At 70.9% G+C, this 18,080-nt stretch carries 13 protein-coding genes and 1 tRNA gene; all 14 read left to right on the top strand.

Annotated elements, in window-relative coordinates:
* The first annotated feature begins 28 nt into the window (after window positions 1-28).
* The 14 genes from K5L01_RS06990 (at window position 29) to K5L01_RS06925 (ending at window position 17,925) form a co-directional block, all read left to right on the top strand.
* Entirely contained in the window at window positions 29-811 is a 783-nt protein-coding gene (locus tag K5L01_RS06990; RefSeq protein ID WP_250063173.1) for a BUD32 family EKC/KEOPS complex subunit, read from the top strand.
* Between the two features lie 96 nt (window positions 812-907).
* Entirely contained in the window at window positions 908-1,852 is a 945-nt protein-coding gene (fabD, locus tag K5L01_RS06985) for an ACP S-malonyltransferase (RefSeq protein WP_250063171.1), read from the top strand.
* An 81-nt stretch (window positions 1,853-1,933) separates the two neighbouring features.
* The gene (gene fabG / locus K5L01_RS06980; protein ID WP_250063168.1) at window positions 1,934-2,677 is read left to right on the top strand and encodes a 3-oxoacyl-ACP reductase FabG; all 744 of its coding nucleotides are present in this window, start codon (window positions 1,934-1,936) and stop codon (window positions 2,675-2,677) included.
* 148 nt (window positions 2,678-2,825) lie between these two features.
* Window positions 2,826-3,065: an acyl carrier protein gene (acpP, locus tag K5L01_RS06975; RefSeq protein WP_250063166.1), complete on the top strand. Its 240-nt coding sequence runs from the start codon at window positions 2,826-2,828 to the stop codon at window positions 3,063-3,065.
* 172 nt (window positions 3,066-3,237) lie between these two features.
* Complete coding sequence (gene fabF, locus K5L01_RS06970) at window positions 3,238-4,500, top strand: beta-ketoacyl-ACP synthase II (protein ID WP_250063164.1); 1,263 nt, start codon at window positions 3,238-3,240, stop codon at window positions 4,498-4,500.
* Window positions 4,501-4,638: 138 nt separating this feature from the next.
* On the top strand, window positions 4,639-5,982 hold the full coding sequence (locus K5L01_RS06965; protein ID WP_250063162.1) for an aminodeoxychorismate synthase component I: 1,344 nt from the start codon (window positions 4,639-4,641) through the stop codon (window positions 5,980-5,982).
* A 289-nt stretch (window positions 5,983-6,271) separates the two neighbouring features.
* The gene (gene mltG / locus K5L01_RS06960; RefSeq protein WP_250063160.1) at window positions 6,272-7,333 is read left to right on the top strand and encodes an endolytic transglycosylase MltG; all 1,062 of its coding nucleotides are present in this window, start codon (window positions 6,272-6,274) and stop codon (window positions 7,331-7,333) included.
* Window positions 7,330-8,286 (top strand): DNA polymerase III subunit delta', encoded by a 957-nt coding sequence (locus tag K5L01_RS06955; RefSeq protein WP_250063158.1) that lies wholly within the window; start codon window positions 7,330-7,332, stop codon window positions 8,284-8,286. Before mltG ends, K5L01_RS06955 begins: the two co-directional genes overlap by 4 nt.
* Window positions 8,283-8,636 carry a PilZ domain-containing protein gene (locus K5L01_RS06950; protein WP_250063156.1) on the top strand — a complete coding sequence of 118 codons (354 nt, stop codon included), beginning with the start codon at window positions 8,283-8,285 and terminating at the stop codon, window positions 8,634-8,636. The genes K5L01_RS06955 and K5L01_RS06950 overlap by 4 nt, the downstream gene beginning before the upstream one ends.
* A 144-nt stretch (window positions 8,637-8,780) precedes the next feature.
* A tRNA-Val gene (locus tag K5L01_RS06945) sits at window positions 8,781-8,855 on the top strand.
* Between the two features lie 312 nt (window positions 8,856-9,167).
* Complete coding sequence (locus tag K5L01_RS06940; protein WP_250063154.1) at window positions 9,168-10,079, top strand: siderophore-interacting protein; 912 nt, start codon at window positions 9,168-9,170, stop codon at window positions 10,077-10,079.
* Window positions 10,080-10,580: 501 nt separating this feature from the next.
* Window positions 10,581-11,762, top strand: coding sequence for an MdtA/MuxA family multidrug efflux RND transporter periplasmic adaptor subunit (locus tag K5L01_RS06935; protein WP_250063152.1), 1,182 nt, complete (start codon window positions 10,581-10,583; stop codon window positions 11,760-11,762).
* The gene (locus K5L01_RS06930; protein WP_250063150.1) at window positions 11,759-14,833 is read left to right on the top strand and encodes a multidrug efflux RND transporter permease subunit; all 3,075 of its coding nucleotides are present in this window, start codon (window positions 11,759-11,761) and stop codon (window positions 14,831-14,833) included. Before K5L01_RS06935 ends, K5L01_RS06930 begins: the two co-directional genes overlap by 4 nt.
* Window positions 14,830-17,925 (top strand): efflux RND transporter permease subunit, encoded by a 3,096-nt coding sequence (locus K5L01_RS06925; RefSeq protein ID WP_250063148.1) that lies wholly within the window; start codon window positions 14,830-14,832, stop codon window positions 17,923-17,925. The genes K5L01_RS06930 and K5L01_RS06925 overlap by 4 nt, the downstream gene beginning before the upstream one ends.
* Window positions 17,926-18,080: the final 155 nt, after the last annotated feature.

Raw genomic sequence — 18,080 nt, 5'->3', positions numbered from 1 at the left:
GTGGCCGTGCAGGCCGGGAGGTTTCGTCATGGCTGAACCCATCTCCATCGAGGGGCAGCGCGCATGGCTCAAGCATTACGGTGAGAGCAGTCGGGCACTGGCCCTGGGGCTGCTGAATTTCGTCGCCCGCCGTTTCCGTCTCGATGCGCTGCGGCCGCCGCCGCACCGCGGCGGCGCGCAGGCGCGCGAGGTCGAGGCCCGGCGCCTGCTCGAACTCAAGGCGCAGGGGGTCAACGTGCCCGCGGTCATCGGCGAGGGCAAGGCGGCCCTGCTGCTCGAACATACCGGTGCTTCGTTCAACACCTGCCTGCGCGAGGCCGATGCCGCCGGGCGCGACCGCCTGGTCGCGGCGGCCATCGCCGCGATCGCCAGCGCGCACCGCGACGGTGCCTATTTCGGCCAGCCGCTGCCGCGCAACATGACCTGGGACGGCCACAGCGTGGGGTTCATCGATTTCGAGGAGGACCCGCTGGAAGTGATGGACCTGGACCGGGCCCAGGCCCGCGACTGGCTGATGTTCGGCTATGGCGTGGCCAAGTACTACGAAACGCGTCCGCAGGTGCTGGAGGCGATGCTGGCCGAGGCCATGGAGGGCGCGGACCGGCCGGTGGTCGACCACGCCCATGAAGTGACCGGGCGGCTGCAGGCGCTGGCGCGCCTGCTGCAGCGGGCGGGCAAGTCGGGGCAGGCCCTGGCGCGCGCGATCCTGGTGGTGCATTCGGCCACCGCGTTCGGCTTCCTGGCACTGGTGGTGCTGTCGCTGGACTGGCTGGCCGACGGCGAGCTGGACCTGCTGGCCCTGCTCACCTGACAGGCTCCCGCGGCGCATGGCATACGCGACAGTACAGACGGCAGGGTGCATTCGCGCTTATGATGCGCCGCTTCGATTCATGCAGCAGATGACCGCGTGACTGATTCCCCACTCGCTTTCGTTTTCCCCGGCCAGGGCTCCCAGTCGCTGGGCATGCTGGCCGAACTGGCCGAACTGCACCCGCAGGTCCGCGAGACCTTCGCCGAGGCGTCCGACGGGGCCGGCGTCGACCTGTGGGCGCTGTCGCAGGGCGGCCCGGAAGAGCAGCTCAACCGCACCGAATACACCCAGCCGGCGCTGCTGGCCGCCGGTGTCGCGGTATGGCGCCTGTGGGCCGGGCAACGCGTGCAGCGCCCGCGGGTGCTGGCCGGGCACAGCCTGGGCGAATACACCGCGCTGGTCGCGGCCGGCGCCTTGTCGCTGCGCGAGGGCGCGCACCTGGTGCGCCTGCGCGGGCAGCTGATGCAGGAAGCCGCGCCGGCTGGCGTCGGTGCGATGGCGGCCGTGCTTGGCGCCGAGGATGCGCTGGTGCAGGACGTCTGCGGGCAGGCCTCGGGCAGCCAGGTGGTGGTGCCGGCCAACTACAACTCGCCGGGCCAGATCGTCATCGGTGGCGATGCCGCCGCGGTCGATCGGGCACTGGCGCTGCTGGCCGAAAAGGGCGTGCGCAAGGCGGTCAAGCTGGCTGTCAGCGTGCCCTCGCATACGCCGTTGATGCGCGAGGCCGCCAATCGTCTGGCCGAGGCGATGGCCGGGCTGGACTGGCGCCTGCCGGCGCTGCCGGTGGTGCAGAACGTCGATGCGCAGGTGCATGAAAGCATCGAGGCCATCCGCGACGCGCTGGTGCGCCAGCTGTACCTGCCGGTGCGCTGGACCGAGTGCGTGCAGGCCCTGGCCCTGCGCGGCGTCACCGGCGTGGCCGAGTGCGGCCCCGGCAAGGTGTTGACCGGACTGGTCAAGCGCATCGACAAGTCGCTGGAAGCCCGTCCGCTGGGCACCCCCGCCGATTTCGACGCCGCGCTGGACGAGTGGCCCCACTGAACAATGCGAGCCGCGATGGGGCACCGGGCGTGCCGCATCGCCTCCGGTGGCCGTTCGGCCGCCCGCCATCGAGGAAAATGCATGAGCAAGCCATTGCAGGGTGAAATCGCGCTCGTCACCGGCGCCAGTCGCGGCATCGGTGCGGCCATCGCCGACGAACTGGCCGCGCAGGGCGCGACCGTCATCGGCACCGCCACCACCGAGTCCGGCGCCGCCGCCATCGGCGAGCGGCTGGCCGCGCAGGGCGGCCACGGCCGTGCGCTGAACGTGACCGAGCCGGGTGCGGTGGACGCGCTGATCGACGCGGTGGGCAAGGAATTCGGTGCCATCACCATCCTCGTCAACAACGCCGGCATCACCCGCGACAACCTGCTGATGCGGATGAAGGACGAGGACTGGCAGGCCATCCTCGACACCAACTTGACCAGCGTGTACCGCACGTCCAAGGCGGTGATGCGCGGCATGATGAAGGCGCGCAAGGGCCGCATCGTCAACATCGCCTCGGTGATCGGCGTGACCGGCAACGCCGGCCAGGCCAACTACGCGGCGGCCAAGGCCGGCATCATTGCCTTCTCCAAGTCGCTGGCCAAGGAAATCGGCAGCCGCGGCGTGACCGTCAACGTGGTCGCGCCGGGCTTCATCGACACCGACATGACCAAGGACCTGCCCGAGGACGCCAAGACCGCGATGCTCGGCCAGATCGCGCTGGGCCGCCTCGGCGAGCCGGCGGACATCGCCCGCGCGGTGGCGTTCCTGGCCGGTCCGGCCGGCAGCTACATCACCGGCGAAACCCTCCACGTGAACGGCGGCATGTACATGGCCTGAGCGTGTGGCGCAGGGAGTGCGCCCAAGTGGTTGATTTCCGTCGCTTTTTTCAAGAATGCATGGCGCCGGTGCTTTCCACTACACTATCCCACGGCCATCGTTTCCGATGGCGCCTTTTGAACCACTACTCCATCTGGAGCGATATCCAATGAGCACCATCGAAGAACGCGTCAAGAAAATCGTCGTCGAACAGCTTGGCGTCAAGGAAGAGGAAGTCACCAACAGCGCATCGTTCGTCGATGATCTGGGCGCCGACTCGCTGGACACCGTCGAGCTGGTGATGGCGCTGGAAGAAGAATTCGAGTGCGAGATCCCGGACGAAGAAGCCGAGAAGATCAGCACCGTCCAGGCGGCCATCGACTACATCAAGGCCCACGTCAAGTCCTGACGGCGGGTGTGTGGCGGGGGCAAGGCCGCCCGCCGCGCATGGCAATCCATGGGGCCGCGTCAGCGGCCTCATCCATTTGAGAAAGTCCGGCCGCGAGGCGGCCACGTGCATCCGGGCGTCATGACGCCCGATCATCATGCGCGCATCGAGCATGGGCTCAGGAGAAACCGCAATGAAGCGTCGCGTCGTCGTTACCGGCCTGGGCATGGTCTCGCCCCTGGGCAATGATCTGGCCAGCAGCTGGAAGGGCATCACCGAGGGCCGTTCCGGCATCGGTCCGCTGACCCATGTCGCCGACGCTTACCTGGACCGCTTCACCACCAAGATCGCGGGCGAGGTCAAGGACTTCGACATCACCGCCGACAACGCCCTGTTCGGGCGCTACCGGGTCAGCGGCAAGGATGCCAAGAAGATGGACCCGTTCATCCACTACGGCCTTGGCGCCGCGTTCATGGCCCTGCACGATGCGGGCCTGGAGATCACCGAGGCCAATGCCGAGCGCATCGGTGCCATCGTCGGCGCCGGCATCGGCGGCCTGCTGGGCATCGAGGAGCAGACCATCGACTTCCACGAGGGGCGCAAGATCTCGCCCTTCTACGTGCCCAAGACCATCATCAACATGCTGCCGGGGCAGCTGAGCATCATCGCCGGCCTGAAGGGGCCGTCGTTCTCGGCGGTGTCGGCCTGCGCCACCTCCAACCACTCCATCGGCACGGCGATGCGCATGATCCAGTACGGCGACGCCGACGTGATGGTGGCCGGCGGCGCCGAGCGTGGCTCCTCGCCGACCGCGGTGGGCGGCTTCTGCGCGATGAAGGCCATGTCCACCCGCAACGACGACCCGGCCCGCGCATCGCGGCCGTGGGACAAGGACCGCGACGGCTTCGTGCTCGGCGACGGCGCCGGCATGCTCATCCTCGAGGAGTACGAGCACGCCAAGGCGCGCGGCGCGACGATCTACTGCGAGCTGGCGGGCTTCGGCGCGAGCTCCGACGCCAACCACATGACCGCCCCCAGCGAGGACGGCAGCGGCCCCGCGCGCTGCATGCTGGCGGCGATGAAGGATGCCGGCGTCACTCCGGAGCAGGTCGGTTACCTCAATGCGCACGGCACCTCCACGCCGCTGGGCGACCTCGCCGAGACGCTGGCGATGAAGCGCGCCTTCGGCGACCACGCCTACAAGCTGATGGTCAGCTCGACCAAGTCGATGACCGGCCACCTGCTCGGCGCCGCCGGCGGCGTGGAGGCCATCTTCTCGGTGCTGGCGCTGCGCGACGGCGTGGTGCCGCCGACCATCAACCTGGAGCAGCCGGGCGACGGCTGCGACCTGGACTACGTGCCCAACCAGGCACGCCAGGCGAAGGTCGACGTGGTGATGTCCAACGGTTTCGGCTTCGGCGGGACCAACGGCACCCTGGTGTTCAAGCGCCTCTGAGGCCACCCCGGCTGCGGAAGGCGTCTCCGTCTTCCGCAGCGGCGTGCGCGGGCGGGTCCAGGCCTGCCCGGGAGGCTCCGGCGTCGGCTCCGCGCCTGCCCGGAGCGCCCGCCGTTCCATCGACGACGATCCGCCGCCATGCCCATCCATTCCCTGCCTGCCGACATCGACCTGCTGGCCCTGCACCGGCTGGCCCCGGCGCGCTATCCGCTGCTGCTCGAATCCACCGCCAGCGGCCGCCAGGGCTGCTGGGACCTGCTGCTGATCGCCGATGGCGGCCAGCTGCGGCTGGACGCCGACGGCCGTGTGCGGCGCGAGGACGACACTGTCGTGGAGGGCGCCTTCCTCGAGGCGCTGGACCGGGATTGGCAGGCGCTGCGCGCCGCGGCCGATCCCGCCCTGGCGTCAGTGCCGTTCCGTGGCGGCTGGGCGCTGCTGCTGGACTACGAACTGGCCGCGCAGATCGAGCCGATACTGCGTCTGCCGCAGCGCGCCGACGGCCTGCCGTCGGCCCTGGCGCTGCGCTGTCCGGCCGCGGTCCTGCGCGACCGCCGCAGCGGCAGGTGCATGGCGGTGGCCGAAGCCGGCAACCGGCCCTTGCTCGACCAGCTGCAGCTGGACCTGGCGGCCATCGCGCGCCTGCCGCCGTTGCCGGCCTGGTGCCCGCCCGTGGCGATCGACGAGGATCCGGGCGAGCGCTTCACCGAGGGCGTCACCCGGATCATCGACTACCTGCACGCGGGCGACGTGTTCCAGGTGAACCTGTCGCGCGGCTGGCGGGCACGGTTTGCGCAGCCGCCGGCGCCGGCGGCACTCTACGCGCGGCTGCGGCAGGCCAACCCGGCACCCTTCGCCGGGCTGTTCGCCGCGGCCGGCCGTACGGTGGTGAGCTCCTCCCCGGAACGCCTGGTGTCGGTCAGCGGCGACCGGGTGCAGACCCGGCCGATCGCGGGTACCCGGCCGCGCTTCGACGGCGACGACGATGCCGCGCGCATCCGCGAACTGGTCGGCCATCCGAAGGAACAGGCCGAGCACGTGATGCTGATCGACCTGGAGCGCAACGATATCGGCCGCATCGCGGTGCCGGGCAGCGTCGAGGTCGACGAACTGATGACGGTGGAAAGCTATGCCCACGTACACCATATCGTCAGCAACGTGCGGGCCCGCCTGCGTCCGGGGACGACGCCGGGCCAGGTGATCGCGGCGACCTTCCCGGGCGGCACCATCACCGGCTGCCCCAAGGTGCGCTGCATGGAGATCATCGCCGAGCTGGAGGCGCGCGCGCGCGGTGCCTATACCGGTGCGTTCGGCTGGCTGGGGCGCGATGGCGACATGGACCTGAACATCCTGATCCGTACCGCCGAAGTGCAGGGGGCACAGGTGGGCTTCCGTACCGGCGCGGGCATCGTCGTCGATTCCGTTCCCTCCGCCGAGCTGGACGAGACCCGTGCCAAGGCGCGCGGGTTGCTGCGTGCCCTGTAGGCACACGGTAGCCGCCCGTTGCCGGCATCCCGCCGGGCCAGCGACAAGCGATGTCGGGAACCGCTCCCGGCGATTCCTTTGTTGCCGCCTTCCCTGACGGCACCCCGTTGGGCCATCGACGAGCGATGTCGGGAATCGCTCCCGGCGATTCCTTTGTTGCCGCCTTCCCTGGCGGCACCCCGTTGGGCCATCGACAAGCGATGTCAGGAATCGCTCCCGGCGATTCCTTTGGCGGCGGTGCGCTGGCTCGCGGTATCCTGCACCGCAGGATCGGACTTCGAGGTAATCCATGGCCGGAGCCAAACGCGGCTGCCTTCTGGCGGTATTGATGGTGCTGCTGACGCTGGCCGGAATCGTCGTCGGTGCCGGTGCCTGGTTCTACCAGCGCCAGGTGCAGTTCGCCGAGGTGCGGCTTGCACCCGCTGAGCCGAGCGTGGTGGTCGCCCGGGGCGACAGCTTCAACACGGTGCTGGGCAAACTGCGCCAGGCGGGCGTCGGCCAGGGGCGGGACTACCAGTGGAAACTGCTGGCGCGGCAGCTCGACGCCGCCGGGCAGATCAAGGCCGGCGAGTACGCCCTGGACGACAGCCTCACGCCCCGCGAACTGCTGGCGCGCATGCGCCAGGGCAAGGTGCTGCAGCATCGGGTGACCGTCGTCGAGGGCTGGAATTTCCGCCAGCTGCGCGCGGCCCTGCGCCGCGCGACGCCGCTGCGGCAGGAGACGGAAGCGCTGGACGATGCCGCCCTGATGCAGCGGCTGGGTTTTCCCGGGCAACACCCCGAGGGCCGCTTCCTGCCGGAGACCTATGTCTACCAGCGCGGCGACAGCGACCTGGACATCCTCAAGCGTGCCCATGCGGCGATGGAGAAGGCGGTGGCCACGGCCTGGGCCGGGCGCAGCGACGACCTGCCGCTGGCGTCGCCGTACGAACTGCTGATCCTGGCCTCGATCATCGAGAAGGAAACCGGCCTGGCGGCCGAGCGGCCGCAGATCGCCGGGGTGTTCGCGCGCCGTCTGGCGCTGGGCATGCGGCTGCAGACCGACCCGACCGTGATCTACGGCATCGGCAGTGCCTATGACGGCAACATCCGCAGGATCCACCTGACCACCGACACGCCCTACAACACCTATACCCGTGGCGGCCTGCCGCCCACGCCCATCGCCATGCCCAGCGTGGAGGCGCTGCGCGCCGCGGCGCAGCCGGCGCCGGGCGACGCGCTGTACTTCGTGGCGGTCGGCGACGGCAGCGGTGCGCACGTGTTCTCGGCGGACTATGCCGCGCATACCGCGGCCGTCGCCCGCTACCTGCAGCAGCTGCGGCGGAACCGTGCTGCGGAGGACGCGCCGTGAACGACGGTTTCGCGCCCTGGCAGCAGCGGGCGTTCGAGCAGACGGTGGCCGCGCTGGACGCCGGCCGGCTCGGCCACGGCCTGCTGCTGTGCGGTCCGGCCGGAATGGGCAAGCGCGCCGTGGCCATGGCCCTGGCCCGGCATGTACTGGCCGGCGGACAGGACGCGGCGGGCAGGGCGCGCGGCGAGCAGCTGATCGCCGCCGGCACCCACCCGGACCTGCAGGTGGTCTCGTTCATTCCCAACAAGACCGGCGACAAGCTGCGCACCGAGATCGTGATCGAGCAGGTGCGCGAGATTTCGCAGAAGCTGGCGCTGACACCGCAGTACGGCGTCGCCCAGGTGGTCATCGTCGATCCGGCCGATGCGATCAACCGCGCCGCCTGCAACGCCCTGCTCAAGACCCTGGAGGAGCCGTCGCCCGGCCGCTACCTGTGGCTGGTCAGCGCCGACCCGGCACGCCTGCCGCAGACCATCCGCAGCCGCTGCCAACGCCTGGAATTCCGCCTGCCGCCGCACGCGGAAGCGCTGGCCTGGCTGCAGCGGCAGGGGCATGACGAACGTGCCGCGCGCGAGGCGCTTGCCGCCGCGCGCGGCCACCCGGGCCTGGCCGACCGCTGGCTGCAGGGCGAGGGCATGGCGCTGCGGCGGCAGGTGGCCGACGAGCTGGACGCGCTGCTGGCCGGCCGCGGCACCGCCGTGGAGCTGGCCCAGCGCTGGAGCGGCGACGAGCATGCCGACCTGCGCCTGCGGCATGCCGCCGACCTGGCCCTGCACAGGGCCGCGGACGGCTTGACCGATCCGGACCGATTGCACAAGCTGGCCGCCTGGTTCGATGCGGCCAACCGCACGCGCGACCTGCTGCGCACCACGGTGCGCGCGGATCTGGCAGTGGTGGAGCTGCTGCTGGCCTGGACCGCGGCCAACCAGACATCCAAGGGGAACAACCGATGAGTGCGACCAACGCGCGCCAGGGCATCCTGTCCCTGGCGGTCAAGGACAAGGCGGCGCTGTACAGCGCCTACATGCCGTTCGTGAAGAACGGCGGCGTGTTCGTCCCTACCGCCAAGCGCTACTTCCTCGGCGACGAGGTGTTCCTGCTGCTGACCCTGCCCGATTCCAGCGAGCGTCTGCCGGTGGCCGGCAAGGTCGTCTGGGTCACGCCGCTGGGCGCCCAGGGCAACCGCCAGGCCGGCATCGGCGTGCAGCTGGCCGATGGCGTGGACGGCGAGGCGATCCGCAGCCGCATCGAGACCCTGCTGGCCGGCACCTCCAGTTCGGAAAAGGCGACCCAGACGCTCTAGCCGCGCGCGCCGGGCATGGGGCCGCAGCGCCCTCGCGGCGAGGTGGCCACGCGGTGAAGTACCCGCCCAGGCCGGGCGCTGGAGATCCGCGAAGAACCCGTTGACGCGTACGCGATTCCCCCTATAATGGGCGGCTCGCGACACGGGCGGTTAGCTCAGCGGTAGAGCATTGCCTTCACACGGCAAGGGTCGCAGGTTCGATCCCTGCACCGCCCACCATGAACGGAACGTGTTGCGGAAAAGCCGGCGAAAGCCGGTTTTTTCATGCCTGTCGTCCAGGCAGGGCCCTTGCGGGAGGCGGGTGCCGCGACTGCCGTCGTGGTTGCGCGCCGGCGCCAGGCCGGAGCGGCCCGGCAGGGCCTGGGGCATGACCTTGCACGAACGGGTGGATGGCGCCGGCAGGGGTGCCCGGCGATGGCCGGGGCCGCTATCCTGTGCGGCAGGCAGCCAGTCGATGCCCGCGCGTGCGGTGACGACCAGCCAACATCATTGACGCGGACCGGCGGTCCGCTGCTGATCGAGGCTGATTCCATGGCTGAGCGCTCCCCCTACCGTCTTTTCCACGTCCAGCTCAAGCAGCGCATCGCGCTGTCGCCGAGCATGGTGCGCATGGTGCTGACCGCTCCCGAGGTGGCGCACATGCGCAGCGACGGACCGGACCAGCGGATCAAGGTGTTCTTCCCGTTGCCGGGGCAGTCCGCGCCGCAGGTGCCGGAGGGCGAGGACTGGTATGCGCGCTACCGTGCGCTGGGCGACGACGAGCGTCCGCCGATGCGCACCTACACCATCCGTGCCCTGCGCCGGGGGCAGGCGGAGGTGGACGTGGACTTCGTCATGCACGGCGAGACCGGCCCGGCCTCGCGCTGGGCGGTGCATGCGCGTCCCGGCGACCGGATCGCGCTGATGGCGCCCGATGCCGAGGTCCCCGATCCGCAGGGCATGGGCTATGAGTGGAAGCCGCCGGCCGACGCCGGCGAGATCCTGCTGGTGGCCGACGAGACCGCGCTGCCGGCGGTGGCGGGCATCCTGGAGACGCTGGCCGGACAGTCGGCGCCGCCGCGGGTGCGAGCGTTGCTGGAGGTCGCCCACGGCGACGATGTGCAGCCGTTGAAGGCACCGGAGGGCGCGCAGCTGGTGTGGTGCGTGCGCGAGGGGGCCGGTTACGGCGAGGAACTGCTGCAGGCGGTCAAGAGCCGGATCGCGCCGCTGGCCGGCGGTCGCGGAGCGGCCGGCACTGCGCCCGACCTCGCCGAGGTGGACATCGACACCCAGATCCTCTGGGAGCAGGCCGCCGGCACCGATGCCGCACCGTTCTACGCCTGGGTGGCCGGCGAGGCCGGGGCGGTGATGGCGATCCGCCGCTACCTGGTGAAGGAGTGCGGCCTGGACCGCAGTACTATCACCTTCATGGGCTATTGGCGCCACGGCAAGGTGCTGGAGTAAGGCCGGGCGGCCCTTTGCCGGGCCGATGACGGCACGCGCGACGAGGGCATTGTCCGGCGGGTGCCGGGCAATGCCGGTCGCGGGGAAGGCGGGGCCTTCCGGCACGGCGGTGTGGTGCTGCCATGGGCCGGCCGTCGGCGACGAACCCGGCCGCGGCGCGTGCCCGCCGGCTGCGATGGCGTGGCGGGCACGGGCGGTCCGTGTGCCCTGACGGCGCTGACGGCGCGCCGCCGCCCCCGGCATGCCGCATGTCGTCGGGAATCCGGCAAGCGGCCGTCCGCCTCCGGCAGCGCGCCGCAGGGGCGGCGCCGGCATGACGTTGGTCATGCGCCAAATCCCTGCTGAATTGGCTAGCATTGTCGCCCCGTCGCGTGCGCGACGGCATCCAGCCAGCGCCGCGTCAGCGGCCCCGCCAGACATCCCTTCCCCCGCTGCCCGTGGTGCCGCGAATGCGCTGCCGGGCCCGCATGGCCCTGCGTGCGCAGGGCGCAGGATGCCCCTATGTCTGTCGCTGAAAACCCCCGCCGCCGTGGTGCCGGCCGCCTGCTGGCGGTGGCCCTGCTCGTGGTTGTCGCCGGCCTGGCCGGATGGATGTGGCTGCGTTCCGACGGCGGAGCCGGACCCGCGGCGGTGGACAGGACGGTGCCGGTACGTGTGGCCCGCGCCAGCGCCGAACCGCTGGTGCTGCGCCTGAAGGCGGTCGGCACCGTCACCCCGTTGCACAGCGTGGTGGTACGCAGCCGCGTGGATGGCGAACTGCTGCGGCTGCACTTCCAGGAAGGCCAGCAGGTAAAGGCCGGCGACCTGCTCGCGCAGATCGATCCGCGCCCGTATGAAGTGAAGCTGGCACAGGCGCAGGGCACCCAGCAGCAGAACCTGGCCGAGCTGGAGAACGCCGAGCGCCAGCTGCAGCGCTACCGCGAGCTGCAGAAACAGAACTACGTGTCCGGGCAGGAACTGAGCGACCAGCAGAGCAAGGTACGCCAGCTGCAGGGCCGGCGCCTCAGCGACCAGGCCTCGGTGGACGAAGCGCGCCTGCAGCTGCAGTACACCCGCATCACCGCACCGGTCAGCGGCCGCGTCGGCCTGCGCCGGCTGGACGTGGGCAACCTGGTGCGCGCCGGCGATGCCGACGGTCTGGTGACGCTGGCGCAGACCGCGCCGATCAGCGTGCTGTTCACCGTGCCCGAACCGGAACTGCCGGCGCTGCTCGATGCCGTGCAGGCGCAGCCCGGGCTGGTGGTGGAAGCCTGGGACCGCGGCGAAAGCCGGGCGCTGGCGCAGGGGCGGCTGTCCAGCGTCGACAACCGCATCGACACCGCCACCGGCACGCTGAAGCTGCGCGCGCAGTTCGACAACGATGGCCAGGCGCTGTTCCCCAACCAGTTCGTCAACGTGCGCCTGCAGCTGGGCGAACAGTCCGCGCTGCTGATTCCCGATGCCGCCGTGCAGTTCGGCAGCCAGGGCAACTATGTGCACATCGTCGACCGGGACAACAAGGCCCAGCGCCGCACCGTGGTGCTGGGCCCGGCCGATGCGGGCCGGGTGGCGGTGCGCTCGGGCCTGCAGGCCGGCGACCAGGTGGTGATCGAAGGCATCGACGGCCTGGAAGACGGCACCGCCGTGGAGATCGTGGCGGAGCAGCCCGCCGCCGGAGTGGCGGCCGCCAGGGCCGGCGAATGAACCTCTCGCGTCCGTTCATCCTGCGACCGGTCGCCACCACGCTGCTGATGGTGGCGCTGCTGCTGTCCGGCGTGCTGGCCTACCGCCTGCTGCCGGTGGCGGCGCTGCCGCAGGTCGACTACCCGATCATCCAGATCACCACGCTGTACCCGGGTGCCGGTCCGGAGCTGACCACCCGCACCGTCACCGCGCCGCTGGAGCGCCAGCTCGGGCAGATCCCCGGCTTGAAACAGCTCTCGTCCACCAGTTCCGGCGGCGCCTCGGTGATCACCCTGCAGTTCGGCCTGGACGTGTCGCTGGGGGTGGCCGAGCAGGATGTGCAGGCGGCGATCAATGCCGCCGGCAGTTTCCTGCCCGATGACCTGCCGGTGCCGCCGGTGTACCGCAAGGTCAATCCCGCCGACACCCCGATCCTGACCCTGGCGGTGACGTCGCACGGCCTGTCGCTGCCGCAGGTGCACGACCTGGTCGATACGCGCATCGCCCAGCGCCTGGCGCAGCTGCCCGGCGTGGGCCTGGTCAGCCTGGCCGGTGGCCAGCGCCCGGCCGTGCGCATCCAGGTGAACCCGGCCGCGCTGGCCGCCAACGGCCTGGGCATGGACCACATCCGCAGCGCCATCGCCGCGGCCAACGTCAACCTGCCCAAGGGCAGTTTCGACGGCCCGATCCGTGCGGTGATGCTCGACGCCAACGACCAGATGCGCAGCGTCGAGGAATACCGCGCCCTGGTGCTGGCCTGGCGCGACGGGGCGCCGCTGCGGCTGGGAGACGTGGCCACCATCGCCGATGGTGCCGAGAACCGCCAGCTGGCCGCCTGGAGCGGCACCGACCCGGCGGTGCTGGTGAACATCCAGCGGCAGCCGGGCGCGAACGTGATCGCGGTGGTCGAGCAGGTGCGCGCGCTGCTCCCGCAGCTTCAGGCCACGCTGCCGGCCGGGGTGCGGATGAACGTCCTGAGCGACCGCACCGAGTCGATCCGCGCTTCGGTGCGAGGCGTGCAGAAGGAACTGGTGCTGGCCATCGGCCTGGTGGTATTGGTGACCTGGGTGTTCCTGCGCAACCTGCCGGCCACGTTCATTCCCAGCGCGGCGGTGCCGCTGTCGCTGGTCGGCACCTTCGCGGTGATGCTGCTGGCCGGCTATTCGCTCAACAACCTCACGCTGATGGCGCTGACCATCGCCACCGGTTTCGTGGTGGACGACGCCATCGTGATGCTGGAGAACATCGCCCGTCACCTGGAAGAAGGCGCGCCCCCGCGCGAGGCGGCGTTGAAAGGGGCGAGCGAGATCGGCTTCACCCTGGTGTCGCTGACCGTGTCGCTGATCGCGGTGCTGATCCCGCTGCTGTTCATGGCCGATCTGGTGGGCGCGCTGTTCCACGAGTTCGCGGTGACCCTGGCGGTGGCCATCGGCATCTCGCTGCTGGTGTCGCTGACGCTGACGCCGATGCTGTGCGCACGCTTCCTGAAGGCGCAGGCCGCTCCTGCCGCCCCGGACCTGTTCGAGCGCGTCGTCGCCGTCTACGACCGCCAGCTGCGCTGGGTGCTGCAGCGCCAGCCGCTGATGCTGCTGGCCACGGTGGCGACGCTGGCGCTGACCGTGGCGCTGTACGTCGCCGTGCCCAAGGGCTTCTTCCCGGTGCAGGATGCCGGCCTGGTGCAGGGCATCAGCGAGGCGCCGCAGGCGATCTCGTTCCAGGCCATGCGCGGGCGCCAGCAGGCATTGGCCGCCGCCATCGAAGCGGACCCGGCGGTGGCCAGCGTGTCCTCCTACATCGGCGTGGACGGCAACAACGCCACGCTCAACACCGGGCGCCTGCTGATCGAACTGAAGCCGCACGGCGAGCGTGAAGGCGCGACAGCGGTGATGGCACGGCTGCAGCAGCGCGTGGCCAGGATTCCGGGCATCACCCTGTACCTGCAGCCGGTCCAGGAGCTGGGCATCGAAGACCGCATCAGCCGCACCCAGTACCAGTTCACCCTGACCACGCCGGATCTGGAGGCGCTGGAGGCCTGGACACCGAAACTGCTGCAGGCGCTGCGCCGGCAGCCGGCGCTGCGCGACGTGGCCAGCGACCTGCAGATGCAGGGCCGGCAGGCGCGGGTGGACATCGACCGCGATGCCGCCGCACGCCTGGGGGTGAGCGTGGAAGCGGTGGCCGATGCGCTGTACGACGCCTATGGCCAGCGGCAGATCTCGACCATCTTCACCCAGGCCAGCCAGTACCGGGTGGTGCTGGAGGCCGATCCGTCGCGGCAACCCGGGCCGGAGGCGATCAGTGGCCTGCGGGTGCGCAACAGCAGCGGCCAGACCGTACCGCTGGGCGCGCTGGCGCGGGTGGAGCTCGGTCCCGCGGCGCTGCTGCGCAACCACGTCGGCCAGTTCCCGGCGGCCACGCTGTCGTTCAACCTCGCTCCCGGCGCGTCGCTGGGCGAGGCGATCGATGCCGTCCACGCCGCACGCGCGCAGGTCGCCCTGCCGGACAGCATCGAGCTGCGTCTGCAGGGAGCCGCGGCGGCCTTCAGCAGCTCGCTGTCCTCCACGCTGTGGCTGATCCTGGCCGCGGTGGTGGTGATGTACATCGTGCTGGGGGTGCTCTACGAGAGCTTCATCCACCCGGTCACCATCCTGTCCACCCTGCCGTCGGCCACCGTCGGCGCGCTGGCCGCGCTGTGGCTGAGCGGGCGCAGCCTGGACCTGGTCGCGGTGATCGGCATCGTGCTGCTGATCGGGCTGGTGAAGAAGAACGCGATCATGATGATCGACTTCGCGCTGGACGCGCAGCGCAGCCGCGGCATGGCCCCGCGCGAGGCCATCCACCAGGCCGCGCTGCTGCGTTTCCGGCCGATCCTGATGACCACGCTGGCGGCGCTGTTCGGCGCCGTCCCGCTGATGCTGGCCAGCGGCTCCGGTGCCGAGCTGCGGCAGCCGCTGGGCTGGGTGATGGTCGGCGGCCTGCTGGTCAGCCAGGTGCTGACGCTGTTCACCACGCCGGTGATCTACCTGGCCTTCGACCGCCTGCAGCGCGGCCGCGGCGCCGTTCCCGGGGCGGCCGGCGAGGCACGCGCATGAGTCCTGTCGCACGCCTGGCCGAGGCCTGCGTGCGGCGCCCGGTGGCGACGCTGCTGCTGGCGGTGGCCCTGGTGCTGGCCGGGCTGCTGGCGCTGCGACTGCTGCCGGTGGCGCCGCTGCCGCAGGTGGACTACCCGGCCATCAAGGTCAGCGCCAGCCTGCCCGGCGCCTCGCCCGAGTCGATGGCGGCCACCGTGGCCACCCCGCTGGAGCGCGCGCTGGGCAGCCTGCCGGGGCTCGCGCGGATCGACTCGGCCAGCACTCAGGGGCAGACCGAGATCGACCTGAAGTTCGTGCTCGGCCGCGACATCGACGAGGCCGCGCGCGAGGTGCAGGCGGCCATCAACCTGGCCCGGGGCCAGCTGCCCAGTGGCATGCCCGGCATGCCGCAGTACCGCAAGGTGAATCCCTCGCAGGCCCCGATCCTCGCCCTGGCGCTGAGCTCGGACACGCGCTCGCCCGGGCAGCTGTACGACCTTGCTTCCACGGTGCTGGCGCAGAAGCTGTCGCAGGTGCCGGGCGTGGGGGAGGTGCGGGTCGGCGGCAGCGCCCTGCCGGCGGTGCGGGTGTCGCTGGACCCGGACGCGTTGAGCCACGCGGGACTGGCGCTGGACGAGGTGGCCCGGGCGATCGCACGGGCCAATGCGGTGCGGCCGTTGGGCGCGGTGGGCGACGAACACCAGCAGTGGCAGCTGGACGCGCCGCTGCAGCTGCGCCAGGCCGCGCAGTACCGGGAGCTGGCGCTGAGGGTGGACGACGGCCGCACGCTGCGGCTGGGCGATGTCGCGGCGGTCGCCGACGGCGTGGAGGACCGCTACGCCAGCGGCTTCCACAACGAGCGTCCGGCGGTGCTGCTGATCGTCAGCCGCCAGCCCGGTGCCAACATCATCGCCACCGTCGACGCCATCCAGGCGCAGCTGCCGCAGCTGCACGCGCTGCTGCCCCCGGGCGTGGACATGCGCCTGGTGATGGACCGCTCGCCGGTGATCCGTGCGACGCTGCACGAAGCGGAGTTGACCCTGGTGCTGGCCATCGCCCTGGTGGTGCTGGTGGTGCTGGCCTTCCTCGGCCACTGGCGCGCGGCGCTGGTGCCCAGCGTGGCGATCCCGGTGGTGCTGTTCGGCACCCTGGCACTGGTGGCGCTGCTGGGTTTCTCGCTCAACACGCTCTCGCTGATGGCGCTGATCGTCGCCGCCGTGCTGGTGGTGGACGATGCCATCGTGGTGCTGGAGAACATCGCCCGCCACCGCGAACTGGGCGCCGACCGCTGGCAGGCCGCCATGCGCGGTGCCGCGGAAGTTGGCGCGACACTGCTGTCGATGAACCTGGCGCTGGCGGTGGTGTTCGTCTCCATCCTGTTCCTGGACGACTTCGTCGAGCGCCTGTTCCGCGAGTTCTCGCTGACCCTGGTGGCGGCGATGGCGGTGTCGGTACTGGTCGCCCTGAGCCTGGTGCCGATGCTGTGCGCGCGCCTGTTCGTCGATGCCGTGCAGCCGCCCTCGCGCTGGCAGCGCGGCAGCACGGCGCTGTTCGAACGCGTGCGTGCCGCCTACCTGCGCAGCCTGCAGGCCAGCCTGCGCCGGCTGCACTGGCCGCTGCTGGCCTTCGTGGCGGTCATCGCGCTCAATGCCTGGCTGTTCCAGCAGGTGCCCAAGGGCATCGTGCCCAAGCAGGACACCGCCCAGCTGCGCGGCTTCGCGCGCGGCGATGACGGCCTGTCGTTCCAGGCCATGCAGCCGAAGATCGATGCCTACCGCAGACTGCTGCTGTCCGACCCGGCCATCGAGGACATCATCGGCTACATCGGCGGCAACAACGGGGTCAACAATGCCTTCATCATGATCAAGATGAAGCCGCTGGCCGAGCGCAAGGTGTCCAGCCAGCAGGTGATCGACCGTCTGCGTGCGCGCCTGCCCCGGCTGCCCGGCGGCAACCTGTACCTGTGGGTGGACCAGGACATCCGCCTGGAAGGCGCGGGCAGCAGCGGCAAGTACGAGTTCCAGCTGCTCTCGGCCGACACCACGCCGCTGCGCGAATGGGCGCCCAAGGTCGCCGCCGCGCTGCGCACCCTGCCCGAACTGGTGGACGTGGAGGCCCAGGGCGAGGCCGGCATGCGCCAGGTGGTGCTGGACATCGACCGCGAGGCGGCCGCACGCCACGGCGTGGACCTGCGCCTCGTGGCCGGCATGCTCAACAACGCCTTCAGCCAGCGCCAGGTCGCCACCCTGTACGACAGCCTCAACCAGTACCGGGTGGTGATGGAGCTGGACCCGAAGCACACCCAGGACCCGGGCACGCTGGCGCGCCTGCAGGTGATCGACGGCAATGGCCAGCGGATTCCCCTGTCGAGCATCGCGCGCTGGCGCTACGGCATGGCGCCGGACCGCATCTACCACAGCGAACAGTTCGCCTCGATCTGGATCGAGTTCGCGCTGGCCCCTGGCATCGGCCTGGAGCAGGCCACGCAGGCCATCGATGACGCCATGGCGCGGTTGATGCTGCCGCGCACGGTGCAGGGCAAGCTGGCCGGCGAGGCCGGTGGCCTGGACCAGCTGCGCACGCGCCAGCTGTGGCTGGTGCTGGGCGCGACGCTGGCGGTGTACCTGGTGCTGGGCATCCTCTACGAGAGCTTCCTGCAGCCGCTGGTGATCCTGTCCACGCTGCCCTCGGCCGGCATCGGGGCGCTGCTGGCGCTGTGGCTGTTCGGCAACGAGTTGAACCTGATCGCGCTGCTCGGCCTGTTCCTGCTGGTGGGCGTGGTGATGAAGAACACCATCCTGCTGGTCGATTTCGCGCTGGCCGGCGAGCGCGATGGGCTGGCCGCGCGGGATGCCGTGATGGATGCGGCACGGCTGCGTCTGCGGCCGATCCTGATGACCTCGCTGGCCGCGCTGCTGGGCACGCTGCCGCTGATACTGGGCCACGGCGAGGGCTGGGAGCTGCGGCAGCCGCTGGGCATCGCCATCGTCGGCGGCCTGCTGGTCAGCCAGTGGCTGACGCTGTACACCACCCCGGCGATGTATCTGGCCCTGGCCGCGCTGCAGGCGCGCTTCGCCCCCCGGTCCACGCGGGCCGTTGCGGCATCCGGCTAGCGTGCCGTGCCGCTGGGCGCGGGGGTCGTGCCGGGCAGGGCGCTGGCACGAAGCCGCTCCCGCTTCCGGCATCGCCTCCGTCAGGCGGCGCGCTCCGCCCCGGTCGAAACCGGGTCCGGGGCCGGCGGCCGGGGAGGCTGGCCGTGGCGCCGCGG

The organism is Stenotrophomonas mori, from assembly GCF_023556335.1.
Taxonomy (GTDB): Bacteria; Pseudomonadota; Gammaproteobacteria; order Xanthomonadales; family Xanthomonadaceae; genus Stenotrophomonas; species Stenotrophomonas mori.
Note: the sequence above shows the minus strand (reverse complement) of the source record. Positions and strands in the feature narration are given on the sequence as shown.